The sequence below is a fragment of the Corynebacterium nasorum genome, assembly GCF_030229765.1.
In the GTDB taxonomy this organism is placed as follows: domain Bacteria; phylum Actinomycetota; class Actinomycetes; order Mycobacteriales; family Mycobacteriaceae; genus Corynebacterium; species Corynebacterium kefirresidentii.
The window spans coordinates 186,376-210,586 of sequence record NZ_JASPGY010000003.1 but is presented as its reverse complement, the minus strand read 5'-3'; the positions used below and the strand labels follow the sequence as shown (position 1 = coordinate 210,586).

Below are 24,211 nucleotides of genomic sequence, written 5' to 3'. Positions count from 1 at the left end.
GGATCCATGCCACCGGCGGGTATTCTTTTGGAGGATTAAAATCAATCAAATGGTTGAGGAGTGTTGTGCATGAGCGTGCTCGTCGTGGGCATGTCCCACCAGTCGGCGCCAGTGGCGCTGCTGGAGAAGCTGAGCATGGATAGTGCGGTCCAGGATTCCGCCTGCGGGAAACTGGTGGCGGCCGACTCACTTTCAGAGGCGATGATCATCTCCACCTGCAACCGCATGGAGATCTACACCGTCACCAACTCCTTCCACGCCGGCGTGCAGGAAGTCGTGCGCGTGATCACCCAAGTATCGGGCGTGAGCGAGGAGGAGCTGCGCAGCTACCTCTACGTGCGCTATGCCGACGCCGCGGCCGAGCACCTGATGTCGGTGACCTCTGGGCTGGATTCCATGGTGGTAGGAGAGCAGCAGATCATCGGCCAGGTGCGCAGCGCCTACCAGGCCGCCTCCGAACAGGGCACGGCCGGACCGCGCATCCACGCGCTGGCGCAGTCGGCACTACGGGCGGGCAAGCGCGTGCACTCCGAGACCGACATCGATGAGGCAGGCTCCTCCATGGTGTCCTTCGCCTTCGACCAAGCCCTGCAGCGCCTAGACGCTGAGGACTTGGCCGGCAAGACCGCGTTGGTCCTCGGCGCGGGCGCTATGGCATCGCTCGCCGCCACCCACGCCGGCCGGCTGGGGGTCAAGGAGCTGGTGCTGGCCAACCGCACTCGTGAGCGCGCCGAGCGCCTGGCCAGCCACGCCGAGGAGGCGGGCGTTGCCGCCCGCGTCGTGGACTTTTCCCAACGTGCCGCCGCGCTTTCCGACGTCGACCTGGCCATCTCCGCCACCGGCGCCGATAATTTCACCATCGAGGCCACCGACATTCCCGCCGGCCGCGAGCTCATGCTCATCGATCTCTCCCTGCCGCGCGATATCGACGATGCCGCCGCTGCGGCCGAGGGCGTGGATCTGGTCAATATCGAGCGCCTGAGCAAGTCGCTCTCGGCCGCCGATACCGACGTCGCGGCCGGCACTAGCCCGCACGCGCAGGCCCGGCGCATCGTCGACGAAGAGCTGGCAGCCTATACCTCTGCGCAGCGCGTACGCGATGTCGTCCCGGCCGTGAGCGCCCTGCACCGCCGCGCGGCCGACCTCGTGGAATGCGAGGCCGCACGCCTGCAACATAAGCACCCCGAAATCTCGGGCAAGCAACTTGAGGACGTCCAGCGCGCCCTCAAGCGCGTGGCCGATAAGCTGCTGCATGAACCAACGGTGCGGGCGAAGAAACTGGCGGCGTCGGAAAGCAGTGTCAGCAGCGAGAATGCCCTGCAGGAACTTTTTGGCCTGCAACTGGAAGGCTCCGGAGTGTCCGTGGCCGTTAATGAATTGCCCACCATGACTAAGGAGGCCTAAATGTTTCAGATTGGTACCCGCGGCTCCAAGCTTGCCACCACCCAGGCGGGCCACGTCCGCGATTGGCTTATCGACGCCGGCTTTGACTCCCAGCTCCACATCGTCACCACCGCCGGCGACGTCAATATGGCACCGGTCGAGCGTATCGGCGTCGGCGTATTTACCCAAGCGCTGCGCGAGGCCCTCTATGCCGGCGAGTGCGATATCGCCGTCCACTCTTTTAAGGACCTGCCCACCGCGCCCGATGATCGCTTCCGCCTCGTGGTGCCGCAGCGCCAGGATTCCCGCGAGGCGCTCGTCGCCCGCGATGGCCTGAGCCTGGCGCAGCTGCCGCAGGGCGCGCGCGTGGGTACCTCCGCCCCGCGCCGCATCTCCCAGCTGGCCGCCATTCGCCCCGACCTGGAGATTCGCCCGCTGCGCGGCAATATCGATACCCGCATGTCCAAGGTCACCGATGGCGAGCTCGACGCCGTCTTGTTGGCCTACGCCGGCCTGCTGCGCGGCGGCTACGCGGACCGAGCCACCGAAATCTTCGAGCCCTCCGTCTTCATGCCGGCGCCGGCCCAGGGCGCCCTCGCCATCGAGGCTGTGGCCGGAACCGAGGCTGCCGCGGCCCTCGATGCCATCGTCGATGACCGCGCCTCGGCCGCCGCGGCCGGTGAGCGCGCCGTGCTGGCCCGCCTTGAGGCCGGCTGTACCGCGCCGGTGGCCGCCACCTCGCGCTGGGACGGCGACCAGCTCACCGTGCGCGGTGGCGTCTTTGCGCTCGATGGTTCGCGTCAGCTTACTGCCACCGCCTCCGGGCCTGCGGCCGAAGCCGCCGAGCTCGGCGCGCGCGTTTCCGACGAGCTTTTCGCCGGTGGTGCGGCCGAGCTGCTGGGCAAGTAATTTCGCCTTTAGGCGCTAATAATTTAAGGTGTAGATACCACAAATCATTGTCCCGCAATGATCCGGCCCCCTTTAAGGGCATCCCAGGACTTAAGGCCTGGGATTTTGGCCGTTATGACCGTGTCACCCACCGCCGGCGCGGGGAACCACACCGCATGCGATCATGTCCGTGCGCGGTGCCGCGCGCCCGAATTTAGAAAAGAACTTTATGAGCAATGCCGCGCCAGACACCCAATTGGGCAAGATCGTCTTTGTGGGCGCTGGTCCAGGTAATCCCGACCTGCTGACCGTCCGCGCCCGCGAGGTTCTGGCAAATAGTGCCATCGCCGTGACCGATCCAGAGGTCATGCAGGGGGTGCGCGATGCCGTCGCAGCCGCCCTGCCCGTTCCGCAAGAGCTTCTCGACGCCGCCGAGGCTGAATACGCCCAAATGTGCGCCGACGCCAAGGCCAAGGGCGCGCGCCGCAAGCCGCCCCGCCCCGCCCCGCCAACGGCGGCGGTGCTGTATGAACCGGGAGAGGATATCGTCGGACAGCTGCGTGAATGCTTGGTTGAGGCCGACGGCGAAGATGTCATCCGCCTCGTGACCGGCAACCCGCTGCACCGCGAGTCCATCAAGGCCGAAATCAATGCCGTGGCCTCCGCAGGCCTGGAATTCCAGGTCGTGCCGGGCATGTCCCTGCCGTCGACCGTGCCGTCCTTTGCTGGCATTGCACTCGGCTCGACTTATACCGAGGCCGATGTCACCAACGGTGCCGATTGGGACGCATTGGCCAACGCCACGCAGCCCATCGTTCTGCAGGCCACGAAGGAGGACCTGCCGGTCATCTCCGAAGAGCTACAACAACGCGGCATGCCGGCCGAGACCGAGGCTTTTGTCACCGTGCACGGCACCACCCGCCTGCAGCGCACCTACGAGACCACTCTGGGCACCATGGGCAAGCTCGACGCTGACCTTGTCGGTCCGCTCGTGGTCACCCTCGGCCGCAGCATCGACGACCGCACCAAATACTCCTGGTGGGAAAACCGTCCCCTCTACGGCTGGCGCGTGCTCGTGCCGCGCACTAAGGAGCAGGCTGGCCCGATGTCCGCGCGCCTGGCCGGCTACGGAGCCATTCCCCAAAACGTGCCCACCATCTCCATCGAGCCGCCGCGCAATCCGGCACAGATGGACCGCGCCATTAAGGGAATCGTTGAGGGTCGCTATAAGTGGATCGTCTTTACCTCCGTCAACGCAGTGAACGCGGTGTGGGATAAGATCGCCCAGCTGGGCCTCGACGCCCGCGATTTCGCCGGCGTCCACCTCGCGGCCGTGGGCACCAAGACAGCGGCCGCCATCCGCGCCAAGGGCATGGTCCCGGAGCTTTTACCGCACAAGAAAAAGCAGAACGCCGAGGGCCTGCTCGATGTCTTCCCCAACTTCGTGGAAGATATCGACGCCGTCGGCCGCGTCCTGCTCCCGCGCGCCGATATCGCGGCCGATACCCTCGTGGATGGGCTCAAGGCCCTCGACTGGGAAGTCGATGACGTCGTGGCCTACCGCACCGTCCGCGCCGCCCCGCCTTCGGCCGAGATCCGCGACATGATCAAGACCGGTGGCTTCGACGCCGTCGCCTTCACCTCTGGGTCCACCGTGCGCAACCTGGTGGGCATTGCGGGCAAACCGCACCAGCGGACGATCATTGCGTGTATCGGGCCGTCGGCAAGAGCGGCCGCGGAAGAGATGGGCTTGCGCGTTGATGTCGTGCCCGAGGTCGCGGACGTACCCGCACTTGTCGACGCCCTCGCAGACCACGTCGCCGCCCTCCGCGCCGCCGGAAACCTTCCCGCGCCGAGGAAGAAGCGCCGCTCGCGCAAGAAGGCTACTAAGGTCGACAAGGCATAAGTTTTAGTCTCGCTCTAAGGAGTACCCAATGAGCACCTTCCCAGCCCGCCGCCCACGCCGCCTGCGCACCACCCCCGCGATGCGCAACCTTGTGGCCGAAACCCAGGTCCGCCCCTCGGACCTGATTTTGCCCATGTTCATCGTGGACGGTCTCGACGCCCCGCGCGAGATTCCCTCCATGCCGGGCGTTTACCAGCACACTTTTGATTCCCTGCGCCGCGCGACCGAAGAGGCGCTAGAAGCCGGCGTGACCTGCGTCGATCTTTTCGGCGTTCCGCTCGAGGAAGACAAGGATGATACCGGCTCCGTCGCGTGGGACCCGCAGGGCATTTTGAACCGCGGCATTTCCTGCCTGCGCGAGGAATTCGGCGATGACCTCATCGTGATGGCCGATACCTGCCTCGACGAATTCACCTCCCACGGCCACTGCGGCGTGCTGGATGACAAGGGCCGCGTGCTTAACGACGAATCCGTCAAGCTCTACCAAGACATGGCCCGCTCCCAGGCCCGCGCCGGCGCCCACATCGTCTCCCCGTCCGGCATGATGGACGGCCAGGTGGCCGCCATCCGCGCCGACCTCGACGAGGCCGGCCACGAGGACGTGGCCATCATGGCTTATTCCGCCAAGTATGCCTCCGCCTTCTTCGGCCCGTTCCGCGACGCCGTCGGCTCCTCCCTCGAGGGCGACCGCCGCACCTACCAGCAGGATCCGCGCAATTTCCGCGAATCCCTGCTCGAGGTCGAGCTCGACATCGAAGAAGGCGCGGACTTCGTCATGGTCAAGCCCGGCCTGCCTTACTTGGATGTGCTTTCGGCCGTGGCGGAGACTTCTCCCGTGCCGGTTGCGGTCTACCAGGTCTCCGGCGAGTACGCGATGGTCAAGGCCGCGGCCGCCAATGGGTGGATTGACGGCGAGGCCATCATGCTCGAGTCCCTGACCGCGTTCAAGCGCGCCGGTGCCGACCAGATTCTCACCTACTTCGCTACCGAAGCCGCCCGCCTGCTCAAGTAAAGGATCCCTGTGACTGTTACGCCCCCGTCGTCCGCCCCTGCTCCGCGCTCGCCGCGCACGCAACGCCCGGAATCCGTGGCGTACATGCTGTGGCTGTGGATGGGCGCGCTGTGCGGCGAGGCCGTGCACCAGGTGCTCAACGTGGTGCTGACGCTGCTCAACCACGACGTACTCATGTCGCAGGCCAAGGAGATGGCCAAGTCCGCACCGGCCGGCGTCGATGAAGCCCAGCTTTCCGACGCCTTCCTCCGCACCGCCGCCTACGCCTCCGTCGCCCTTTCGGCAGCCATTTCCTTGGCGATTATCGTGCTGCTGGCCTTCCTGCTGCGGTCCTTGGCGCGTCGCGGCAAGCGGGCCGGTACCTCGCGGCGCGTGTGGTTCGCTTTCTCGCTGTATTTTGGCTTCCGCATCCTGCTGACCTTCATGGTTACCCCGGCCGGCGCTGATGTGCCCGATTGGCTCTTTGCTGCCGATGGCATGGTGCAGATCCTGGTCGGCGTCGCGGCGGTGCTCGGCCTGATTTTCTCCGTGCGGGTCGATACCTTGGATTACACCGGCGAGCTCGAGCAGATGCGCGAGCTGGAAAAGGAACTCGAACAAGCGCAGCGCGAGAAGAAGCGCGCCGAGCAAGAACGCAAGCGTGCCAAGGATGACCAGCGTAGCAAGCGCACTGACCGGGAGGACAAGCGATGAGCAATACCGAGCGGCCCGGACCCCGGGACTATAACCGCGCGGCCAGAAATACCTCCGCCAGCCAGAACCTCGACGCCTGGCCGCGGCCGCTGCGCTGGGCCTATTGGGTGCTCGTCGTCAGCGCCGTGCTCATGCTGGTCAGCGGCCTGGTGGGCATCTTCGGCTCGGGCGGGCCGCAGGTAGAGCCCCAGAACCCGCAGGTCGCGGAGTATCTCCATTCAAATCGCCTATTTGTTGCGGTGACCAATACCGTCGGCGCCGTCGTGCTGGCGCTCTTTGCCGCGCAGCTGGCCAGCGGGTCCAAGTGGGCGCGCCGCATCATCACCATTGTCATCGCCATCGCGCTCTTTAATAATATCGCCGCCCTGGCGCTTGGCATTGGCGGGCTTAGCCTGCTGATTATCCCCATTTCCTTGATCATCGCCCTCGCGCTGCTTTTCCAGCCGCAGTCCAACCGCTTTATTAAGGACCGCAGCTTGCGTGGCTAATTAGCCCCCACTCCAACTTTTGATTCATAATTGGGGCATGTCTCGACTTAATCGTGCCCCGCTTATCGACGCCGCCCTCGGCCGCACCCCCTCCCGACCCCCAGTCTGGTTCATGCGCCAGGCTGGCCGTTCGCTGCCGGAATACCGCGCCGCCCGCGAGGGGATTAGCATGCTCGATTCCTGCTTCATGCCAGAACTGCTAGCAGAAATTACCCTGCAGCCGGTGCGCCGCCATGACGTTGATGCTGCCATTTTATTTTCCGATATCGTCGTCCCGCTCAAAGCCGCCGGCGTCAAGGTCGACATCGTGCCGGGTCGCGGGCCGGTGATGGAGCAGGCGGTGCGGAGTAGGGAGGACGTCGGCAAGCTGCCGCTGCTAGAGGCCGATGTCCCCGAGGTCACCGAAGGCATCGCCCGCATCCTGACCGAGCTCACCGAAACCCAAGCGCTTATCGGCTTCGTTGGTGCGCCGTTCACGCTGGCTAGCTACCTCATTGAGGGCGGGCCGTCTAAGAACCACGAGCGCACCAAGGCCCTCATGCACGCCGAGCCGGAGACCTGGCATCTGCTCATGCGCCGCCTGGTGCCTACCATCACCCGCTTCCTGCAGGTGCAGGTCGACGCCGGCATCGACGCCATGCAGCTTTTCGATTCCTGGGCGGGCTACCTCAACGAGCGCGACTACCGCGAATTCGTTTTGCCGTATTCGCGAGAAATCCTGGCCGGCGTAGATATTCCGCGCATCCACTTCGGCGTCGGCACCGGCGAGCTCTTGCCAGCAATGTCGGAGGCGGGGTCGGAGGTCATGGGCGTCGACTATCGCGTGCCCATGGATGCCGCGGCCGAGCGCGTGAGCGCCCGCGTGCTGCAGGGCAACCTTGACCCGGCCATGCTTTTTGCCGGCGACGACGCCGTGCGCCAGGCCGTACGCACCATCCGCGGCGAGGTCGATCGGGCGCGCGAGCGCGGCGATATTGACGGCCACATCTGGAACCTCGGCCACGGGGTCCTGCCAACTACTGACGCGGAAGCAATCACCCGCGCCGTTTCCATCATCCACGAGGAGGGCTAAATGCGTATTGCGATTATCGGTGCCGGCCTGGCGGGCTTGACGGCCGCTTACGAGCTGCGCGACCACGACGTCGAGGTTTTCGAGGCCGCCGGCCGGATCGGTGGCAAGCTGTACTCTGTGCCGTTTAACGACGGCCCGACCGACATGGGCGCCGAGGCCTTCCTCGCCCGCCGGCGCGATGCCGTGGAATTTATCGAATCCCTCGGTCTCGGCGATAGCTTGGTCGAGCCCTCCGGTCTGCACTCGCTGGTGTACTCCGGCGAGCTCAAGCCGTTGCCGCGCGGCGGAATGATGGGCATTCCTTCGCACTCGGAGCCGGTCGCGCATTTGGTCTCGGCCGAGACCGCGCGCCGCATCGACAATGAGGAGCCCTTCGAGTGGACGGCGGGCAGCGACGTTTCCGCAGGCAAGCTGGTGCGCCAGCAGTTTGGCGACGACCTCGTCGACCACGTTATCTCCGCCCTCCTCGGCGGCGTGTACTCCTGTTCGGCCGATGATCTGGGTTTGCGCGCGACCATCCCGGCGCTGGCGGAGACCCTCGACGCGCTGTCCGAGCGCGGCCCAGTGACTCTCTCGGCCGCGGTCCGCACGCTGGAGGAGGCCCGCGCGGCCGCGCCCCGCAGCGGCGGCCCCGTCTTCCAGACTTTTCGCGGCGGCTACGCGCAGCTTTATGAGGCACTGGCCGAGCAATCCCGCGCCAAGATCTACCTCGATACTTTTATCTCCGGCATCACTCGCGAGGGCGAGCAATTCCGCCTGGCCGGAGCACCGGCCGATGCGGCGCCGTTTGATCGCGTGCTGGTAGCTACCCCGGCTCCGACCGCGGCGCGCCTTCTTAGCAAGGTCGCCCCGCAAGCGGCGGGACGGCTGAAGGGAGTGAAGTTGGCAGCGTCGGCCGTCGTGGGGTTGAAATTCGAGTCCGATACAGACCCTTCGGGAAACGCTTTGCCGCAGAATTCCGGCATTCTCGTGGCCACCGACCAAGACGATGTGCACGCCAAGGCCTTTACACTTTCCTCCCGCAAGTGGCCGCACTTGGCTGAGCGTGGCGGTGCCCTCGTACGTGCCTCCTTCGGCCGCTTTGGCGACGACGCCATCGTCCGCGCCGAAGAAGACGACCTTGTCGACTATGCCCTCGATGACCTCCAGCGACTCACCGGCTTCGACGGCCGCGCCGCGGGTGTCGCGGAGATCTTCACCCAGCGTTGGTTCGGCGGCCTGCCGCGCTACGACGCCGGGCACCTCGAAACTGTGGCCGGCGCACGCGGTACCCTCGCGGCGACGCCGGGAGTCGATGTCACCGGCGCCTGGGCCGGCGGCGTTGGAGTGCCCAACGTCATTGCGGATGCCCGCGCCGCCGCCGCGCGCATCGTCGGCTAGCGGTGCCGCACGATTCGTGCATTCCGGGTCATACGCTGTGGCGTGGTGCGGGCATGCCAAAGTGGCAGCAGGGCATCCTGCTGCCTAGCGGCATGAGTGCTAGTGCGGTGGATCCGGCGGGGTCGGTTGCACTGGCTCGTTCGGGCTGGACGGCGATGCGGCGGTATCGGCCCATGGCGGTTGCCATACCACGCGACCTCGGCGGCGAACGAGTCGCCCGCGGACAGGCGGGGCATTCGGGTCATCGTCATTGGCACCATTGTGGTACGGGCAGCAGGTGGCGAGGTTTGACATGTTGGTCTCGCCGCCGTGTCGCCACGCTTGCAGGTGATGCACCTGGCATTTATCCGCCGGGTAGTTGCACGCGGGCCACGGGCACACAGGGTTTTCGGCGGCAGCCATGAGCCGCTGCTTTTCGCTGGCCATGCGTTCCGTCCGGTAGAGGTTGACCGCACCTTCGTAGGGATGGACGAGGGTGATAAGCCCGCGCTCTGCCAGCGTGCGCGAGACAAGTTCCGCGCCGGTGAGGCGGGCACCGTTGGTGAGCTGGATGGTGATTTCCTCGCCGTCGCCATCGATGATGCGGTCGAGTTCGTCGAGCGTGATAATTGCATTCGTCGTAATGGTTGGACGGGTGGCTGGGGCGGCGCCGGAAGGGGAGAAGAGCTCCGCAACGGAATCGAGAGGCGCGTCCTCGTCCAGGCTGGATTCCAAGTCCGCGATGAGCGAGGAAGGCCCGGTAATAGCGAGGGTCCACGGCGCGTCCTTGCGACGGCGGATGCGCACGCCGGGGCGTGGCGGGGTCGGGGGATTGAGTTCGCGCAGCTTTTTACGCGCTAGCTTTTCCATTTCATCGGTATCGGCGGCGGTGCGACACAACTCCACGCGCAGGCGCCAGGCATCGCGCTTGGTCTTGGCGCGGGAAGCGTAGCGCTCGATTACCTCCAGCGTGGGCAGCGGGTGGGCGCGCTCGCGCGCGGCGTTAACTGCCTGGCGTTGGAGGCGGCTAAAGGAGGTGGGGGCAAAGAGGGCGTCGGCAAGCGTGAGCAAGGTGCGGGCCGTTTTATTGGGCGCGCCGGCGGCGCACAGCTGGTCTTCAGACATGCCAGCGCACCCGGCAACGATATCGATGCCGGGCGCCAAGGCCGCGAGATAGGTCTGAAGAGCTGTCATGCCCCGCAGCCTAAGCCACCGCGCGCAATCCGTGCGAGGGCGAGCGCGCGAATCTGTGGATAACTAGGGCCGGAAGGGCGAATTTCGGCCCGCACTCGCTGCGGGCCTGTGGATAACTAGCCCTTATTGCGGAAGACGAAGATGGAGGAGAAGTCCTGATTGCCGTGGCCCATCGCCTGCATTTCCTCGAAGCGGCCAATGGCGGCGGTAAGGGCTGGCAGCGGCTTGGTGGAGGTCATCTCCATGAGCTTCGCGTCCTTAGCCAGGGCGTCGACGGTGAAATCGCCCGGGTCGGTATTGCGCTCGCCGGTGATAAATGGCGCCTTCATATTGGCGATGAAGGCCAGACCGGTGATATCAAGCATTTGCAGCACAACCTCGGAGTCTAGGCCCTCGGATTCGCCGAGTTGCAGGGCTTCGAGCAGGCCCTCGGCGGTGACGGCGAGCGCGAGGTTCGCCAGCAGCTTTCCGATGGCCGCCGTGGCCGCCGCCTCCACCCCGATGAGCTTGTCTTCTCCCGCCCAGGACTCGGCGAGGGACATGGCTTGCTCGCGGCGGGCGTCGTCAGGCGTGCCCACATAGATGCCGAGCTTGCCCTCGCGGGCCGGGCCGAGCGTGCCGACGACCGGGGCGTGGACGTAGGTTTCCACGGCGGCGGCGAATTCGCGGGCATCGTTGGGCGAGACGGTGGTGGTATCGATCCAGGTCACGCCGGCGGGGATGAGCTGCGGCTCGACGACGACCTCGCGGACATCGTCAGGCCCGAAGAGCGAGGTGATGATGACCTCGGCGTTCACTACGGCCTCGGTGGGCGAGGCGGCAAGCTCGGCGCCTTCCTCCACCAGCGGCTGGGCACGCTCGGCGGTGCGGTTCCAGACGGTCAATTCGATGCCGTCTTGCTCATTGAGCAGGCGGCGGGCTAGTTCGGTTCCCATGCGGCCAGTTCCAAGAAATGCAATCCTCATGGTTTCCCAGTGTGCCATCATTGGGTGCAGGTTCGCCGCGTCTTGCGCGAGCCCCGGACGGGGGAGCCGTACCCGGCAACGCGACAAGACGGCCAGGAAGCAGTTATGGCGTGGTTCATCTTGATTTTCTCCGGCGCAGTCGAGGCCGTGTGGGCGGCGGCATTGGATAAATCCGCAGGTTTTACGTGTTTGTGGCCCTCGCTTATTTTCCTAGTGGCCTGCGCGATTTCCATGGGCGGGCTGGCGTGGGCGATGCGCAGCATCCCGGTAGGCACGGCCTATGCGGTGTGGGCGGGTGTTGGCGCGTCGGGGCGGTTATCTATTCCTTCGCGGCCGGGCACGAGGTCGCCACGGTGTGGAAGGTGTTTTTCCTCTCCATGATCATCGGCGGCATCGTGGGGCTGAAAGCGGTGAGTTAGAGACCCGGAATCCGCGGCGCGGGAGGCAGCGGCGGCGCAGGCACGGCGGGCACTGCCGGCATATCAGGCACCGCGTCCTCGATGCGCCCGCGTACCTCATGCGGCGGAATGTTGAGGTTCGGCAGTCCGCTCTTATCCCGCGCGGGAGAGCGTGGCGCTGCTGGTCGCGGTGGGGGCGCCGGCGCGGGAGCCAGGCCCGGTTCTGGGCGAGGGGCCGGCGCAGGCTTAGGCGCAGGCGCGGGCGCCGCGGTTGACGGCGAAGGTTCCGCGGCCGGCGGCGAAGGAGGCGCCGTGTCTTCCTGCGGCAGGTCGCGAGGGGTGAGAGGGTGGGGAGGGGGCTGCCAGGAGGGGGCGTCGGCAAGCGGGGCGGCACCTACCGAGGTAGGCAGCGGCCGTTCGGGCGCGGGCCGGGCACAACCGGCGAGGCAGAAAGCGGCCAGGATGGCGAAAATGACAGTGCGCTGCATTGAAAATCCCCCCGAATTGAAAAGTGCAACGCCCCGAAGTTTAGCGGCTGACTGTGAATCGCGCAGTCCAACTTTTGTATAGCGCGCGAATCGCTAGAATGTCAGACATGCCTAATACTTCCCAGTCGCAACAGTGGTTTGAGCGTTCCTCCAAGGTGATTCCGGGCGGGGTGAACTCGCCGGTGCGCGCGTTCGGCTCCGTGGGTGGCCAGGCCCGCGTCATTGAGCGCGGCGCGGGTTCGCGCCTGTGGGATGCCGATGGCAATGAGTATGTTGACCTGGTCAGTTCCTATGGTCCGATGATTCACGGCAACGCGCACCCGGAGATTGTGGAGGCCGTGCAGAAGGCGGCTGCGGGCGGTTTGAGCTTCGGCTCGCCTACAGAAGGCGAAGCTTTGCTCGCGGAGGCCATCGTTTCGCGCACCGCGGCCGATAAGGTGCGCATGGTCAATTCCGGCACCGAGGCCACCATGTCCGCGGTGCGCCTGGCCCGCGGCTATACCGGCCGCGCCAAGGTATTGAAGTTTGAAGGCTGCTACCACGGCCACGTGGATGCCCTGCTGGCCTCGGCCGGTTCCGGTGTGGCGACCTTTGCGCTGCCGGATTCCCCGGGCGTGACGGGCGCGACGGCGGCCGATACCATCGTCGTTCCTTATAACGATATCGAGGCCGTGCGCGAGGCCTTCGCGCAGCACCCGGGCGAGATTGCTTGCATTATCGCGGAGGCCTCGGCCGGCAATATGGGCACCGTGGCACCAGATGAGGGCTTCAACGCCGCGCTTGCCGACGTCGCCCATGAAGACGGCGCCCTCCTCATCCTCGATGAGGTCATGACCGGTTTCCGCACCTCCTATAAGGGTTGGTACGGCGTCGACGGCGTGGCGGCGGACCTGGTGACCTTTGGCAAGGTCGTCTCCGGTGGCTTGCCGGCCGCTGCCTTTGGCGGCCGCGCCGAGGTCATGGACTACCTCGCGCCGGAAGGTCCGGTCTACCAGGCGGGCACGCTCTCCGGTAACCCGGTGGCAATGGCTTCGGGCCTGAAGTCTTTGGAGCTGGCCGATGAATCGCTCTATGAGCGCCTGCAGGCCAATGCGGACCGCCTGACCGGCATGATTTCTGAGGCGCTGTCGGCCGAGGGCGTAGCGCACCACATCCAGCGCGCGTCTTCGATGTTCTCCATCCGTTTTGCCGAGGGCGAGGGCCGCAACTTCGCCGATATGCAGGCGGCCGAGACCTTCCGCTTCACCCCGTTCTTCCACGCCCTGCTGGATAACGGCATCTATGTCGCGCCGAGCCCATTCGAGACCTGGTTCGTCTCGGATGCTCTTAACGACGCCGACTTTGAACTCATCGAGGCGGCCCTCAAGCCCGCCGCACAAGCTGCGGCCGCTGCGCGTCCCGCAAACTAAGGAGAGACATGACACGCACCATCGTTCACCTCGTGCGTCACGGCGAGGTCCACAACCCAGAGAAGATCCTCTACGGGCGTATCCCGGGGTATCACCTATCCTCGCGCGGGCATTCCATGGCGGCGCGGACCGCGGAGTCCTTTCGCGACCATGATGTGACCTACCTGGCAGCCTCGCCACTGCAGCGCGCCCAAGAGACAGCGCGGCCGATTGCGGAGGTAACGGGACTGGACGTGGACGTCGATAAGACGCTCATTGAATCCGGCAATCGCTTCGAGGGCCTGCGCACCAAGGGTCTGCGCTCCGCACTGTGGAATCCGCGCCGTTGGCCGCTGCTGGTCAATCCGCTGGAGCCATCGTGGGGCGAGCCTTATGACCAGATTGCCGAGCGCATGCTGGGCTCCATCGAGCGCGCCCGTACCGCCGCCGCCGGCCACGAGGCGATTTTGGTCAGCCACCAGCTGCCCATCGTGATGGTGCAGCGCACCGTGCTCGGCCAGCGCTTGCCGCACGCGCCGTGGAACCGCGAATGCGACTTGGCCTCGGTAACCTCCCTGCTTTTTGAAGACAACCAGGTCACCGATATTTTCTACTCTTCGCCGGCGCAGGAGATTTAATGGCACTACGACGCAAACGCGCAGTTGGCGCGGTGCTGGCGGCAGTAGCCGTGACCCTTGCTGGGTGCGCGCAGGATTCCGATAACGCCCAAAATGCGGTTGCTACCGGCGGTAACTTCGAATTCATCACCCCCGGCGGCGAGAAGGTCATCAATTACGAGGAATCCGAGCGCAAGCCGCTGCGCACGTTCTCCGGCGAGGATGTGCGCGATACGGATAAGACCATCTCCTTGGAAGACTATGACGGCGAAATCGTCGTGCTTAACTCCTGGGGCCAGTGGTGCGCGCCCTGCCGCAGCGAGGCCGATGACCTCCAAGAGGTTCACTCCGAGCTGCAAAAACGCCAGATCGGCACCGTCTTGGGCATCAATGTGCGCGACTATAACCCCCAGGTGTCCAATGACTTCCTCGAAGACAACGGGCTGAAGTATCCCTCCATCTATGATCCGCCGTTTAAGACCGCTGCGGCCCTAGGCGGCGTGCCGACTTCCGTGGTGCCCACCACCATTGTCTTGGATAAACAGCACCGCCCGGCTACGGTCTTTTTGCGTTCCATCACCGCTAAAGATGTGCTGGACGTAGTGGACAAGTTAGAAAAGGAATAAATGGATAACGCAGCGAGCATCGGCAACTCTTTTGCTGAGGCCGCGACCTCCGGCCCTCTCCTTCTGGGCCTGCTCGCGGCCGCCCTAGCGGGGCTGGTGAGCTTTGCCAGTCCGTGTGTGATCCCGCTGGTTCCCGGCTATATTTCCTACCTGGCCGGCGTGGTAGGCGGGGAGGTTACCTTCGATGGGGAGTTGGGGGTGGGCGTCGGCAAGCGCAGGCAATGGGCCGTTGTCCTTGCATCGGCACTGTTCATCCTGGGCTTTACCGTGGTTTTTCTGCTGGCGACGGTCTCCGTATTCGGCGCGATTTCCGCGCTAAGGCTCAACGAAGAAATGCTCATGCGGGTCGGCGGCGGCGTGACTATCCTGATGGGCGTGGTCTTCCTAGGCGCGATTCCAGCGCTGCAGAAAGACACCCGCCTGGCGCCGAAGCGCTGGACCACCTGGCTGGGCGCGCCGCTGCTCGGCGGGGTATTCGCGCTGGGCTGGACGCCGTGTCTGGGCCCAACGCTGGCCGCCATCATTTCCGTATCGGCCGGCACCGAGGGCATGACGGCCGCGCGCGGGGTGCTGCTCATTATCTTTTATTGCCTGGGCCTGGGCTTACCGTTCCTTCTGGTGGCGCTGGGCTCCGCGCGGGCGATGCGCACGATTTCGTGGGCCCGCAAACACTCGCATACCATCCAAATAATCGGCGGCGTGGCCATGATCCTCGTCGGCCTGGCCCTGGTAACCGGCCTATGGGGCGAATTTATTAGCCTCATCCGCCAGTGGACCGGCAACTACGGCGCAACCCTTATTTAGGAGAGACGTGAAATATTTCCGCAAAGCCTGGCATTGGCTGACTAGTATGCGCACCGCGCTAGCGCTGCTCTTCTTGCTGGCGCTGGCCGCGATCCCCGGTTCTTTGCTGCCGCAGCGCGATCTCAACGAGCAGAACGTGCAAGACTTTATCGAGTCCAATGGCAACGTGGCGAAGATCTATGACAAGCTGCAGCTTTTCGACGTCTTTTCCTCCGTCTGGTTCCAGGCCATCTTCGTCCTCTTGGCGATTTCCCTGGTTGGCTGCATCCTGCCGCGCTCCTGGGATCACTATAAGGCGTGGAAGACCCCGCCGACGCGCGCGCCGAAGTACCTCCACAAGCTGCCGCTGGCGGCCGAGGGGCACTCGGAAAAGAGCGAGGAGGAACTATCCACGGAAATTAAGAAGCGCCTGAAGAGGTGGCGCGTGGCCGAGTATTCCCCGGAGAAGGACCGTGCCGGCGTGCATACCTTCTCCGCGGAGCGCGGCTACGGCCGCGAGCTAGCCAACCTCATTTTCCACGTGGCGCTGGTAGCCATCCTGGTTACGGTTGCCGCCGGCAAACTGGTCAACTACGAAGGCCAGGTCATTGTGGTCACTGAGTCTGGCTCGCAGGGCGGCGGCCAGACCCTGGACCAGTCCACGGAGTTCTGCAATACCTCTACGTCTAATTTTGACTCCTTCCGCGCCGGCCCGCTTTTCGACGGCACCGGGCTCCACCCTTTCTGCCTCGTCGCCCATGACTTCGCGGCCGAGTACCTGCCGAACGGCCAGGCCGAGATGTTTACCTCCAACGTCTCCTACGCGGAGGGCGATGACATCTACAAGGATGACTCCGAGTGGAAGGATTATGAGCTCAAGGTCAACCACCCGTTGCGGCTCGCGCATAACCGCGTCTACTTGCAGGGCCATGGCTACGCGCCGACGGTCACCGTGGAATGGCCCAATGGTGAAAAGCGCACCCAGACCATTCAGTTCCAGCCGAATGATACGACCTTCTTCTTGTCCTCCGGCGCGATGCGCTTTGACCCGCCGGCCGGCATGCACCCGGACCTCTATGAGCGTCGTCAAAATCAGATCGCCATTCAGGGCCTCTTCGCGCCTACGGCTGAGTGGGCCGGTGAGAACGGCAAGCTGCTGCAGTCCTCCTACCCAGGTTTGCAGGATCCGGCCATGGCCATCGATATCTACCGTGGTGATGCCGGCTTGGATACCGGCACCCCGCAGTCCTTCTTCTCGTTGGATCCGAACCTGGTGCACTCCGGCCAGCTGCGAAAGATTGACCGCGTGAACCTCAACCAGGGTGAGGATGTCACCCTGGACGATGGCACCAAGATCACTTTCGACGGCGCCAGCGAGTTTGCCAATTACCAGGTCTCTTATGACCCCTTCCAGAAGTGGGTGCTGGTCTCCGCGCTGGTAATGCTCATCTCCTTGGTGGGTTCGCTGGTGATTAAGCGCCGCCGCGTCTATATCCGCCTGCGGCCGAACGCGGCCGGCGGCACCGATGTGGAAATGGGCGGCCTCGCCCGCACCGACCGCGCCGGTTGGTCGGAGGAGTTCCACGAGTTGCACCGCGCGCTGCTGGAGCTGCCGGACCCAGATGAGGTCGAAGAAGACGAGCTTTATACCGATGATTAGTACGTCATCCTAGTCCAACAAAAGTTGGACTAGGCCGTTTCGCTGAGTAAGGTAATCAGCACTATCCCCGCACGTGTATTGGCTAGGAGCGTTCATGCAGATCGATCAGAATCTGTCTAATTTCTCGGATATCGCGGTGCAGACCGCCTTTGTGGTGTACTGTGTCGCGCTCTTTATGTCGCTGTTTTACTACGGACGCTTGCAGAGCATTATCGAGGGCCGCCGTGCCGTGAAGTCCCAGGCCTCGAAGGTCTTGGTGGGGGCGGGCGCTGGGGACGTCGAAAAGCAGGGCTATGCGGGCGAGGTGGCCCAGTCCTCTTCCGGTATCACGGAAGGTGAGCTGAAGGAGAAGGAGCGCAAGGCCGATAAACTCGGCGGCATGACCAGCTCGCTGATGTGGGTGGGCATTGCGCTGCATGCCGCGGCGATTGTGCTGCGTGGCCTGGCTACCGGCCGCTTCCCCTTTGGTAATCTTTACGAGTACGTGCTGATGGTGAGCTTTGGCGTGCTGCTGGTGGGCAATATTGCCATGCAGCGTAAGGAGTGGCGCACCGTGTGGCCATGGCTGCTCACCCCGGTATTGGCGCTGATGTTTTATGGCTCCACCAAGCTCTATGCCGAGTCTGCCCCAGTGGTGCCGGCACTGCAGTCGCACTGGCTGCCCATCCACGTCACCGTGGTGTCCTTGGGCGCGTCCATTGGTATTATTTCCGGCATTGTCTCGCTGCTGACCCTATTCCGTATGGCACAGCCGAAGCATGCCGAGCATGGCTTTTTCGGTGCTGTAGCCCGCCCATTGCCTTCTGCCGCGAAGATTGACCAGCTGGCCTACCGTCTGGCCGTAATCACCCTGCCAACCTTGGGCTTGGGCATTATCCTGGGGGCCATCTGGGCCGAGTCCGCTTGGGGCCGCTTCTGGGGCTGGGACCCGAAGGAAACCGTCTCCTTCGCTACCTGGATCCTTTATGCCGCTTACCTGCACGCGCGTGCAACGCCGGCGTTCCGTAAGGCTGCGCCGTGGATCAATGTCATGGCGATGGCGCTGATGGTCTTCAACCTCTTCTTTATCAACATGGTTGTCTCCGGCCTGCACTCCTATGCGGGGCTGAATTAAATGGCGGAGCATACGAGCCCGCGCCATAAGCCGGGCAAGCCGGCTGGTGATAATGCGGTGATTTTAGGCCTGGGCGCGCAATTTGCCGAGCGCCGCCGCGAGTTGGGCATTTTGCAGCAGCAGCTTGCCGACGCCGCCGGTATCTCCCGCTCCACCCTCCACACCATCGAGCACGGGGGCGCGGGCGTGCGGTGGGAAAAGATTACCGCCGTGGCCGAGGCCCTCGGCTTGGAGATGCGCTTCGTGCCGAAGGAATCCTAATCCTTCTCGCCGTTGGTGTCGCGATTGCGGCGCTGGCGGCGTTTTTCTTCCTCTGCCTCCTGTGCGCGGCGTTGCTTGAAGCGCTCCTTTTCTAAGTTCCAGAGGAATTCCTCATCATCGTCGGGGCCCTTGATGGCGCGGGGTTGGTCCACCTCGCGCTTTTTCCATGTGGAGGGACCGAAGGCCTTCCACACCAAGTAGGCGGCGAGGACAAAGAGTAAAAGGAGAATGATTCGGCCCATGCGTGGAATTCTACCTGCACCGCGTACAATCAACCCCCATGACGCATAATCTTGAGCCACCTAAGCCGGACCCAGAACTGCGCCGCCGTTCCCGCGCGGCGCTGTGGAAGTATGGGCTTGCCCGCGTAGTGCTTTTTATCGCTTTGACCGTGGTGATCGAGCTGCTATCTATCGCCATCGGCTTTCCCATCCCAGTGCTTATCGCAGCGCTGCTGGCGCTCTTCGTGGCGCTGCCGCTTTCGATGCTCATCTTTAAAAAGTGGCGCATCGAGGCCACCCAAACGCTGGCCGAGTACTCCGCCCAGCGCAAGGCCCACAAACGCTGGGTACAGGCGGAGCTAGAAGGGCGCGCCGCGCAGGACTAGACGAGGATGAGTGCGGCGGCCTCGATAATCGCCCACAGGAGCATCGCGCGGCCGGTCAGGCCGAGCACGGGGATAAGCTTTGGTCCTTGAGCGCCGCGATTGACGGTGCGAATGGCACGCAGCGCGAAGGGGAAGTAGACCAAGCCGGCGAGTGCGAGCCAGCTGCTGAAGGCAATGCCAATGGTCAGCAGGAATGGCAGAAGGAGCAGCACCGTAAAGAGCAGGCGTGCCTTCTCGTTTCCGAGGCGTACGGCGAGCGTAATCTTGCCGGTTTCGGCGTCGGAGGGAATATCGCGGATATTATTGACTAAGTTCACCCCGGAGCTCATCGCGCCGATGCCCACGGCCAGCGCGAGGCCCGACCACGACAGGCGGCCAGCTTGGGTGAATTCGGTGCCGAGCACGGCGACGAGCCCGAAGAAGATAAAGACAGCAACCTCGCCAAGCCCGCGATAGCCATATGGATTCTTGCCGCCGGTATAAAACCATGCTCCGGCGATGCACAGCGCGCCGATGAGGATGAGCCACCAGGCATGCGCCGCCAAGGACAACGCGATGCCGGCGAGCCCGGCCACGGCGAAGGCGGCGAAGGCCGCGAGTTTCACCTGCTGCGGGCGGGCCAGGCCGCCGCCGGTGAGGCGCTGCGGACCGGTGCGGTCGTCGTCGGTGCCGCGGATGCCATCGGAATAGTCATTGGCGTAGTTCACGCCGATGATGAGCGCCCACGCCACCACGAGGGCGAGAAGCGCGCGGCCGAAGTGCGCGCCGTCGGCAGCCGCTGCGGCACCAGTACCAGCGATGACTGGGGCGAAGGCATTAGCCCACGTGTGCGGGCGTGCGCCTTGGAGCCAGTCTTTGGCAGTTGCGGGATAGGCAGAAAGTGACATGTCAGTTATTGTGCCACGCCACCGCGGGCATGCTGTGCACAAGGGACGCACACGGCGGATATATAAAAGCCACGGGTATGGCGGAAGCGCGTCGTACGTACCCAAGAAAGGACGGCTGTGGGCCACACCCGTGACAAAAGTTCAATGCGTTGAACTTTCTTAAAGTTATCATGTGAATCGCTCGCGGGGCAAGGCCTTTACTACGATGAATGTCATGCATTTAAGCGATCTCCCTGAACGTACCCAGGACTACCTCAAAGTCCTGTGGGACCTCTCCGAGCACTCCGGCGGCGCGCCCATCGCGCTCAAGGAGCTGGCGGGGCGATTGAACCAAAAGGTGCCCACGGCGTCGGAAGCCGTAAAGCGTCTCGTTGCCCAAGGGCTGGTGGAACATGAGCGCTACGCTGGCGTTTCGCTGACCCCAGAGGGCCAGGCACTGTCCATGGGCATGGTCCGCCGCCATCGTCTCCTCGAGACCTTCTTGGTCAAAGAGCTGGGGTACACCTGGGACGAGGTTCACGAGGATGCCGATCTCCTCGAGCATGCATGCTCCGATCGCTTCATCGATCGACTCGATCAGCACCTGGGCCATCCTCAGCGCGATCCCCACGGCGATCCCATCCCCGACGCGCAGGGCAGCATCGAGGACCTTGGCACGCTCACGCTTGACGACGTCCCCCTTCACACCCCTGTCACCATCGAGCGGGTATGCGACGGAGACACCGAGCTGTTGCGCTACCTCGACAGCCATGGCGTCGGCCTGGGCGTCGAGGTCGTAGTCGATTCCCGCGTTGCGGGCCTGCTCAACCTGCACGCAGGGGACGAGGAGTTCTCTCTTGCGGAAGTCGCGGCCGCCGACGTGACGGTGCGCGCTAACGAAGTCTAATCAGTTCTTAAAGAGCCCTGCGACACCACGACGGTCCACCTTGCCGGGGCCGGTCAGCGGCATCTCAGCAATGCGGATAATCTCGCGCGGAATCTGCCACCGAGGCAGGTCATCGAGCGCTTCGAGGATGTCGGTGCGCGAGGCCCAGCCGGTGTAAGCTGCGGCGATCATCTGGCCAAGACGTGGATCAGGGATGCCCACCACGCATACACTGTCGACGCCCGGTACCTGCAACAAGAGCTGTTCCAGTTGTTCTGGGTGCAACTTCAACCCGCCCGAGTTGATGATGCTGTCCAGACGTCCAGTGACGGTGAGTTGACCGTGGGCGTCGAGCTCCCCGGCGTCGGAAGTTGCGAACCAGCCACCGACGAAGTCGCGCGATTCCACATTGCGGTAGCCCTGCGCAATGGTCGGCCCGCCCAGGAAAATGCGGTTATCTTCCCCGATGCGCACCTCGGTGCCGGGCAGGGGAGTGCCGTTGTAGACGCAACCGCCCGCAGTCTCCGAGGAGCCATAGGTGGTTACCACGGTGATGTCGAGCTTGCGCGCAGATTCCAATAGCTGGGGATGTGGCGCTGCTCCACCTACCAGGATGGAGTTGAAACGGCGCAGTGCTTGGATGCCGTCCAGCGAATCGAGTGCCTTGTGCAGCTGCATCGGTGTGAGCGCGGTGTACATGCGGTCCTCGGTGTGGGCGAGTTCTTCTGCTGCGCGGGCGAACTCGGTGATGTTAAAGCCTTGGGACAGGTCGAGGCACAGTGGCTCCACACCCGCCACCAACGAACGCACGAGCACCTGGATGCCCGCGATGTGGTGGGCGGGCATGGCCAGTAGCCATTGGCCGGGGCCACCCAGGAAAGAATGGGTGGCATCCGCACTCGCCACCAGGTTAAGCGGGCTTAGCTGCGCACCCTTCGGTGTGCCCGTGGAACCCGAGGTGGACACCACCAAAGCAATGTCCTCAGCAATCGATTCGCCCGCGCGCATGTGGTTGCGCAGCAATTCCGTCCGCGTGCGGTCCGCTGCGGGAAGGGGTAAGAGCGTGGTCTGCCCAGCGATGGCCTTCTCGAGGTCATCCAAAATTCCTGCGGGATTGCGGGGATCGACTGGGAGTGGGGCGAGGATATGAGTCACGAATAATCAGGTTACCCGGGCATATCGCTCGTCCCGGGAGGCGGCGCGCCGGGCGTTTAGAGCAAGGCCCGCAGCCCCATGCTGAGCAAATAGAACACACCCGCCAGCACCGCGATGCAGCCGCCCGCCGACAAACTGAGTGCGGCCGCCAGCCAGAGCCCGCCGCATGCCAGCGCAATGCCCGCGATACCGGCACCGAGCATGAGCTGGGTCGGGCGCTTGATCCACGGCTGCAACGCCGCCGCCGGGGCTACCAGCAGCGCCAGGGACAAGATAGTGCCCACCGCGGGAATCACCACCACCATGGTCACGCTGATAAGCGTGAGGGTAAGCAAGTCATAGCAGCCGGGATTTCCACCTTGTGCGCGGAAGGACGTCTGGTCGAAGTAGAAGGAGACCAACGTCCGGCGAAATGCTACCAGCACGCCAAGGCTGACCACCACCAGGGCGCTGACAAACCAGACATCCTGCGCATTGACAGTGGTCAGCGAGCCCACGAGAAAGCTATCCACGTGGATAGGTAGCGGTTGGAACCAGCGCAGCAACAAGATGCCCAGGGAAAATCCCAGGGTGAGCGTCACGCCGGCGGCAGCGGTCGAAGAAATGCCCTCGACGGTACTCAACCACCGCATAAGCCAGGCCAAAGGTAGGCAGAACAGTGCCGCGCCCACCATCAAACCCGTGGAGAGATCCAAGCTCAGAAGGTTGGCCACCACTACGCCGAGCACCGCGCCGGGGAAGATTCCGTGCGACAGGCTCTCGGCGAAAAAGACGCGCTTGCCCATGACCATCAAGGTTCCAACCAAGCCAGATAAACATCCCACAGCAATGGCCTCAAGGAGGGGCATCCGCAGGATCTCTGGATCAAGATGAGACAGTCCCATTAGCTAAATACCCCCTTCAAGCCCGCTAGCGGCACGGTGACAACCAGCATCAAGCTGACGATTGCCTGCGGCGAAATCTGGTGCGCGGTTTGGGACAGCATGATGGCAAATCCCACCACCACTGCCAGCGTGGACAAGCCCGCAGCCCAGAAGCACATGCTGCGCGGGGATCCTGCGATCAAGCGCGCCGAGAGGCCTGGAATGACAATAAAACCGATAACCAGCAACACACCCACTGCCGAGCTAGCCGCCACCACGATTAGGCCAACCGCGACATTCGCAATGAGCTCATAAGCCGCCACGTTGACGCCCATGGCGCGGGCCGCTGCTGTATCGAAAGCGACGAGAATCTGCATGCGCCAGGTTGTCAGGATGAGCAGTGCCGCAATCACGCAGAGCGTGACGGAGGTTGCCAGCCTGGACTGCGTGACGTCGAGAAGCCGGCCAAACATGAGCGCCTCCAGCTGCCCGGACTTGTCGCCATAGGCCAAACTGATGACCACGCCGATGCCGTACATGAAGGTCAGCACCACGGCCGTTCCGGCTTCTATATCCAGCTTCCGCGCTGACTGGCGCCGCCCAGAACCCAGAGAAGCCAGCACCAGCACCGTCACCGTGGCCACCGCGGCCGCACCCGGCACGATGCCCGGGATGCCGCCCACGATGAGCCCTACCACGATGCCTGGAAAAACCGAGTGCACGAGGGCTTCCACCGTAAATTCCATGCGGCGGAGATTAACGAGGACGCTAATGACAGCCCCCACAATCGATAGGCACAGCAGGAAGAGGAAGGCATTGCGCAGGTACGGGGCGAAGAGAATCTGCTCCATTACAGTCGCGCACCTTGCTCCATATAGGTTTCCACTGCTTCCTCGGTTCCCATGGTGTGGACCTTGCCGTCGAGCACAAACGCCGCCCAGTCGCAGGTGTGCTGCGCCAAGATGGGGTCGTGAGTGGAGACGAGCAGGGCGATTCCTGCTTCCTTGAGATCCGCAATGATCTGAATCAGGATTCGGCGGCTTTCTTGATCAAGCCCGTTGAAGGGTTCGTCGAGAAGCACCAGCTCCGGGGCCGAAACCAACGCGCGCGCGATGAGCACGCGCTGGCGCTGCCCTCCCGAGAGCTGGCCAAACCGCGTCTCGGCGAGGTGCTCCATCCCCACTTGTCGCAGGGCATTGAGTACATGGCCGCGATAGCTACGCATGCTCGTGCACCTATGCCACCAGCTCACTGATGGCAAAAGGCCCATTTCCACGACCTTGTAAGCCGTGACGGGAAAACTCAGGTCGGAGTCTTGGTACTGCGGGACGTAGCCGAGCGAGGCGTCGATGGTGGCCATGCCGCGCAAGGCAGCCAGGCCAGTGATTGCCTTGAGCAGCGTAGACTTGCCCGCGCCGTTGGCCCCCAGGAGCGCCACGGCCTCGCTCGCGCGGATCTCAAGATCAACGTCGGTGAGGATATCCCGGGCGCCATAGCCGCAGGTGGCATTGCGCAGAGTGATTAATGGGGAAGACATAT

Annotated in this window: 25 protein-coding genes, 1 pseudogene and 1 riboswitch; of the genes and pseudogenes, 18 read left to right on the top strand and 8 right to left on the bottom strand. The window is 63.9% G+C overall.

Features of this window, described 5'->3' with window-relative positions; genetic code table 11:
• Positions 1-69 precede the first annotated feature (69 nt).
• From QP904_RS04425 to QP904_RS04390, 8 genes are all read left to right on the top strand, one after another.
• On the top strand, positions 70-1,404 hold the full coding sequence (locus QP904_RS04425; RefSeq protein ID WP_239204747.1) for a glutamyl-tRNA reductase: 1,335 nt from the start codon (positions 70-72) through the stop codon (positions 1,402-1,404).
• Positions 1,405-2,292: a hydroxymethylbilane synthase gene (gene hemC / locus QP904_RS04420; RefSeq protein WP_023020479.1), complete on the top strand. Its 888-nt coding sequence runs from the start codon at positions 1,405-1,407 to the stop codon at positions 2,290-2,292.
• A 208-nt stretch (positions 2,293-2,500) separates the two neighbouring features.
• On the top strand, positions 2,501-4,177 hold the full coding sequence (locus QP904_RS04415) for a bifunctional uroporphyrinogen-III C-methyltransferase/uroporphyrinogen-III synthase (RefSeq protein WP_234288131.1): 1,677 nt from the start codon (positions 2,501-2,503) through the stop codon (positions 4,175-4,177).
• A 28-nt stretch (positions 4,178-4,205) separates the two neighbouring features.
• On the top strand, positions 4,206-5,189 hold the full coding sequence (gene hemB / locus QP904_RS04410; RefSeq protein ID WP_200288314.1) for a porphobilinogen synthase: 984 nt from the start codon (positions 4,206-4,208) through the stop codon (positions 5,187-5,189).
• Between the two features lie 9 nt (positions 5,190-5,198).
• Positions 5,199-5,882 carry a CCDC34 family protein gene (locus tag QP904_RS04405; RefSeq protein ID WP_239208701.1) on the top strand — a complete coding sequence of 228 codons (684 nt, stop codon included), beginning with the start codon at positions 5,199-5,201 and terminating at the stop codon, positions 5,880-5,882.
• Positions 5,879-6,370 carry a tellurium resistance protein TerC gene (locus tag QP904_RS04400; protein WP_239208699.1) on the top strand — a complete coding sequence of 164 codons (492 nt, stop codon included), beginning with the start codon at positions 5,879-5,881 and terminating at the stop codon, positions 6,368-6,370. The genes QP904_RS04405 and QP904_RS04400 overlap by 4 nt, the downstream gene beginning before the upstream one ends.
• Before the next feature lie 37 nt (positions 6,371-6,407).
• Entirely contained in the window at positions 6,408-7,442 is a 1,035-nt protein-coding gene (gene hemE / locus QP904_RS04395) for a uroporphyrinogen decarboxylase (protein ID WP_239208697.1), read from the top strand.
• Positions 7,443-8,822 carry a protoporphyrinogen oxidase gene (locus QP904_RS04390; protein ID WP_200288313.1) on the top strand — a complete coding sequence of 460 codons (1,380 nt, stop codon included), beginning with the start codon at positions 7,443-7,445 and terminating at the stop codon, positions 8,820-8,822. It abuts the gene before it with no gap.
• Positions 8,823-8,921: 99 nt separating this feature from the next.
• Here the strand turns inward: QP904_RS04390 and QP904_RS04385 are convergent, their stop codons facing one another.
• Positions 8,922-9,995 (bottom strand): HNH endonuclease signature motif containing protein, encoded by a 1,074-nt coding sequence (locus tag QP904_RS04385; protein ID WP_284835592.1) that lies wholly within the window; start codon positions 9,993-9,995, stop codon positions 8,922-8,924.
• 116 nt (positions 9,996-10,111) lie between these two features.
• Positions 10,112-10,960: an NAD(P)-dependent oxidoreductase gene (locus QP904_RS04380; RefSeq protein WP_284835591.1), complete on the bottom strand. Its 849-nt coding sequence runs from the start codon at positions 10,958-10,960 to the stop codon at positions 10,112-10,114.
• A gap of 31 nt (positions 10,961-10,991) precedes the next feature.
• Positions 10,992-11,057, top strand: a riboswitch (guanidine-III (ykkC-III) riboswitch).
• Positions 11,058-11,065: 8 nt separating this feature from the next.
• On the opposite strand from QP904_RS04380, the pseudogene QP904_RS04375 reads away from it, so the two are divergent.
• The 8 genes and pseudogenes from QP904_RS04375 (at position 11,066) to relB (ending at position 18,295) form a co-directional block, all read left to right on the top strand.
• Positions 11,066-11,379 (top strand): annotated as a pseudogene (locus QP904_RS04375) (DMT family transporter).
• Positions 11,380-11,953: 574 nt separating this feature from the next.
• On the top strand, positions 11,954-13,255 hold the full coding sequence (gene hemL / locus QP904_RS04370; RefSeq protein WP_200288310.1) for a glutamate-1-semialdehyde 2,1-aminomutase: 1,302 nt from the start codon (positions 11,954-11,956) through the stop codon (positions 13,253-13,255).
• An 8-nt stretch (positions 13,256-13,263) separates the two neighbouring features.
• Positions 13,264-13,872: a histidine phosphatase family protein gene (locus tag QP904_RS04365; protein WP_200288309.1), complete on the top strand. Its 609-nt coding sequence runs from the start codon at positions 13,264-13,266 to the stop codon at positions 13,870-13,872.
• On the top strand, positions 13,872-14,477 hold the full coding sequence (locus QP904_RS04360; protein WP_200288308.1) for a TlpA disulfide reductase family protein: 606 nt from the start codon (positions 13,872-13,874) through the stop codon (positions 14,475-14,477). The genes QP904_RS04365 and QP904_RS04360 overlap by 1 nt, the downstream gene beginning before the upstream one ends.
• Complete coding sequence (locus QP904_RS04355; RefSeq protein ID WP_200288307.1) at positions 14,478-15,281, top strand: cytochrome c biogenesis CcdA family protein; 804 nt, start codon at positions 14,478-14,480, stop codon at positions 15,279-15,281.
• A 7-nt stretch (positions 15,282-15,288) separates the two neighbouring features.
• Positions 15,289-16,920 (top strand): cytochrome c biogenesis protein ResB, encoded by a 1,632-nt coding sequence (gene resB, locus QP904_RS04350; protein WP_200288306.1) that lies wholly within the window; start codon positions 15,289-15,291, stop codon positions 16,918-16,920.
• A gap of 94 nt (positions 16,921-17,014) precedes the next feature.
• On the top strand, positions 17,015-18,034 hold the full coding sequence (ccsB, locus tag QP904_RS04345; protein WP_284835590.1) for a c-type cytochrome biogenesis protein CcsB: 1,020 nt from the start codon (positions 17,015-17,017) through the stop codon (positions 18,032-18,034).
• Positions 18,035-18,295 carry a type II toxin-antitoxin system RelB family anti-toxin gene (gene relB, locus QP904_RS04340; RefSeq protein WP_200288305.1) on the top strand — a complete coding sequence of 87 codons (261 nt, stop codon included), beginning with the start codon at positions 18,035-18,037 and terminating at the stop codon, positions 18,293-18,295.
• On the opposite strand, the gene QP904_RS04335 is transcribed toward relB, so the two are convergent.
• Complete coding sequence (locus QP904_RS04335; protein WP_239204723.1) at positions 18,292-18,537, bottom strand: hypothetical protein; 246 nt, start codon at positions 18,535-18,537, stop codon at positions 18,292-18,294. The genes relB and QP904_RS04335 overlap by 4 nt on opposite strands.
• Positions 18,538-18,575: 38 nt before the next feature.
• Between QP904_RS04335 and QP904_RS04330 the strand changes: the two genes are divergently transcribed.
• The gene (locus QP904_RS04330; RefSeq protein WP_239208760.1) at positions 18,576-18,902 is read left to right on the top strand and encodes a DUF4229 domain-containing protein; all 327 of its coding nucleotides are present in this window, start codon (positions 18,576-18,578) and stop codon (positions 18,900-18,902) included.
• Here QP904_RS04330 and QP904_RS04325 read toward each other — a convergent pair.
• Positions 18,899-19,789 (bottom strand): 1,4-dihydroxy-2-naphthoate polyprenyltransferase, encoded by an 891-nt coding sequence (locus tag QP904_RS04325; RefSeq protein WP_284835589.1) that lies wholly within the window; start codon positions 19,787-19,789, stop codon positions 18,899-18,901. The two genes, QP904_RS04330 and QP904_RS04325, sit on opposite strands and share 4 nt — an antisense overlap.
• Positions 19,790-20,003: 214 nt before the next feature.
• On the opposite strand from QP904_RS04325, the gene QP904_RS04320 reads away from it, so the two are divergent.
• The gene (locus tag QP904_RS04320) at positions 20,004-20,675 is read left to right on the top strand and encodes a metal-dependent transcriptional regulator (RefSeq protein WP_034656208.1); all 672 of its coding nucleotides are present in this window, start codon (positions 20,004-20,006) and stop codon (positions 20,673-20,675) included.
• Here the strand turns inward: QP904_RS04320 and menE are convergent, their stop codons facing one another.
• From menE to QP904_RS04300, 4 genes are read right to left on the bottom strand one after another with little or no spacing between them, the layout of a single operon-like run.
• Positions 20,676-21,809: an o-succinylbenzoate--CoA ligase gene (menE, locus tag QP904_RS04315; RefSeq protein ID WP_005322961.1), complete on the bottom strand. Its 1,134-nt coding sequence runs from the start codon at positions 21,807-21,809 to the stop codon at positions 20,676-20,678.
• A 56-nt stretch (positions 21,810-21,865) separates the two neighbouring features.
• Entirely contained in the window at positions 21,866-22,693 is an 828-nt protein-coding gene (locus tag QP904_RS04310) for a metal ABC transporter permease (RefSeq protein WP_005322960.1), read from the bottom strand.
• Positions 22,693-23,523: a metal ABC transporter permease gene (locus QP904_RS04305; RefSeq protein ID WP_049377866.1), complete on the bottom strand. Its 831-nt coding sequence runs from the start codon at positions 23,521-23,523 to the stop codon at positions 22,693-22,695. The genes QP904_RS04310 and QP904_RS04305 overlap by 1 nt, the downstream gene beginning before the upstream one ends.
• Positions 23,523-24,209, bottom strand: a complete 687-nt coding sequence (locus QP904_RS04300; protein WP_005322958.1) for a metal ABC transporter ATP-binding protein — start codon at positions 24,207-24,209, stop codon at positions 23,523-23,525. Before QP904_RS04300 ends, QP904_RS04305 begins: the two co-directional genes overlap by 1 nt.
• Positions 24,210-24,211 lie beyond the last annotated feature (2 nt).

Coding starts and splice junctions, on each gene's coding strand:
- QP904_RS04425 (WP_239204747.1), top strand. CDS start 70: ATGAGCGTGCTCGTCGTGGGCATGTCCCACCAGTCGGCGCCAGTGGCG.
- hemC (WP_023020479.1), top strand. CDS start 1,405: ATGTTTCAGATTGGTACCCGCGGCTCCAAGCTTGCCACCACCCAGGCG.
- QP904_RS04415 (WP_234288131.1), top strand. CDS start 2,501: ATGAGCAATGCCGCGCCAGACACCCAATTGGGCAAGATCGTCTTTGTG.
- hemB (WP_200288314.1), top strand. CDS start 4,206: ATGAGCACCTTCCCAGCCCGCCGCCCACGCCGCCTGCGCACCACCCCC.
- QP904_RS04400 (WP_239208699.1), top strand. CDS start 5,879: ATGAGCAATACCGAGCGGCCCGGACCCCGGGACTATAACCGCGCGGCC.
- hemE (WP_239208697.1), top strand. CDS start 6,408: ATGTCTCGACTTAATCGTGCCCCGCTTATCGACGCCGCCCTCGGCCGC.
- QP904_RS04390 (WP_200288313.1), top strand. CDS start 7,443: ATGCGTATTGCGATTATCGGTGCCGGCCTGGCGGGCTTGACGGCCGCT.
- QP904_RS04385 (WP_284835592.1), bottom strand. CDS start 9,995: ATGACAGCTCTTCAGACCTATCTCGCGGCCTTGGCGCCCGGCATCGAT.
- QP904_RS04380 (WP_284835591.1), bottom strand. CDS start 10,960: ATGAGGATTGCATTTCTTGGAACTGGCCGCATGGGAACCGAACTAGCC.
- hemL (WP_200288310.1), top strand. CDS start 11,954: ATGCCTAATACTTCCCAGTCGCAACAGTGGTTTGAGCGTTCCTCCAAG.
- QP904_RS04365 (WP_200288309.1), top strand. CDS start 13,264: ATGACACGCACCATCGTTCACCTCGTGCGTCACGGCGAGGTCCACAAC.
- QP904_RS04360 (WP_200288308.1), top strand. CDS start 13,872: ATGGCACTACGACGCAAACGCGCAGTTGGCGCGGTGCTGGCGGCAGTA.
- QP904_RS04355 (WP_200288307.1), top strand. CDS start 14,478: ATGGATAACGCAGCGAGCATCGGCAACTCTTTTGCTGAGGCCGCGACC.
- ccsB (WP_284835590.1), top strand. CDS start 17,015: ATGCAGATCGATCAGAATCTGTCTAATTTCTCGGATATCGCGGTGCAG.
- relB (WP_200288305.1), top strand. CDS start 18,035: ATGGCGGAGCATACGAGCCCGCGCCATAAGCCGGGCAAGCCGGCTGGT.
- QP904_RS04335 (WP_239204723.1), bottom strand. CDS start 18,537: ATGGGCCGAATCATTCTCCTTTTACTCTTTGTCCTCGCCGCCTACTTG.
- QP904_RS04330 (WP_239208760.1), top strand. CDS start 18,576: ATGACGCATAATCTTGAGCCACCTAAGCCGGACCCAGAACTGCGCCGC.
- QP904_RS04325 (WP_284835589.1), bottom strand. CDS start 19,789: ATGTCACTTTCTGCCTATCCCGCAACTGCCAAAGACTGGCTCCAAGGC.
- QP904_RS04320 (WP_034656208.1), top strand. CDS start 20,004: ATGCATTTAAGCGATCTCCCTGAACGTACCCAGGACTACCTCAAAGTC.
- QP904_RS04310 (WP_005322960.1), bottom strand. CDS start 22,693: ATGGGACTGTCTCATCTTGATCCAGAGATCCTGCGGATGCCCCTCCTT.
- QP904_RS04305 (WP_049377866.1), bottom strand. CDS start 23,523: ATGGAGCAGATTCTCTTCGCCCCGTACCTGCGCAATGCCTTCCTCTTC.
- QP904_RS04300 (WP_005322958.1), bottom strand. CDS start 24,209: ATGTCTTCCCCATTAATCACTCTGCGCAATGCCACCTGCGGCTATGGC.